The sequence below is a fragment of the Halorubrum sp. SS7 genome (genome assembly GCF_005435055.1).
Lineage (GTDB): Archaea > Halobacteriota > Halobacteria > Halobacteriales > Haloferacaceae > Halorubrum > Halorubrum salinarum.
Genome location: NZ_SGXV01000114.1, coordinates 1 through 226, shown reverse-complemented (window position 1 = coordinate 226; position 226 = coordinate 1). Strand labels below are relative to the sequence as shown.

The 226-nt window shown below is 66.4% G+C and carries 1 pseudogene; it reads left to right on the top strand.

The annotated features are described in order from the left end of the window. Positions 1 to 226, top strand: a pseudogene (locus tag EXE44_RS21585) (spermidine/putrescine ABC transporter substrate-binding protein); the annotation flags it as partial.

The window sequence follows — 226 nt, the reverse complement described above, 5'->3', positions numbered from 1 at the left end:
CCAGGAGGTGCTCATCGACCAGAAGTCGCGACTACAGGGGTACATCGCCCCCGACCCGACCTTCATTCAGGAGTTCCGGCAGGGTAACTTCCTCGTCGGACACAGCGGGCGCAACGAGACCGTCCAGATGCGGAGCGAGGGCGACGACTGGGTGGAGTTCGTCGCTCCCAGAGAGGGCGCGCTGGCGTGGTACGAGACCGCGGTCGTCTCGGCCGCCTCGGACAAC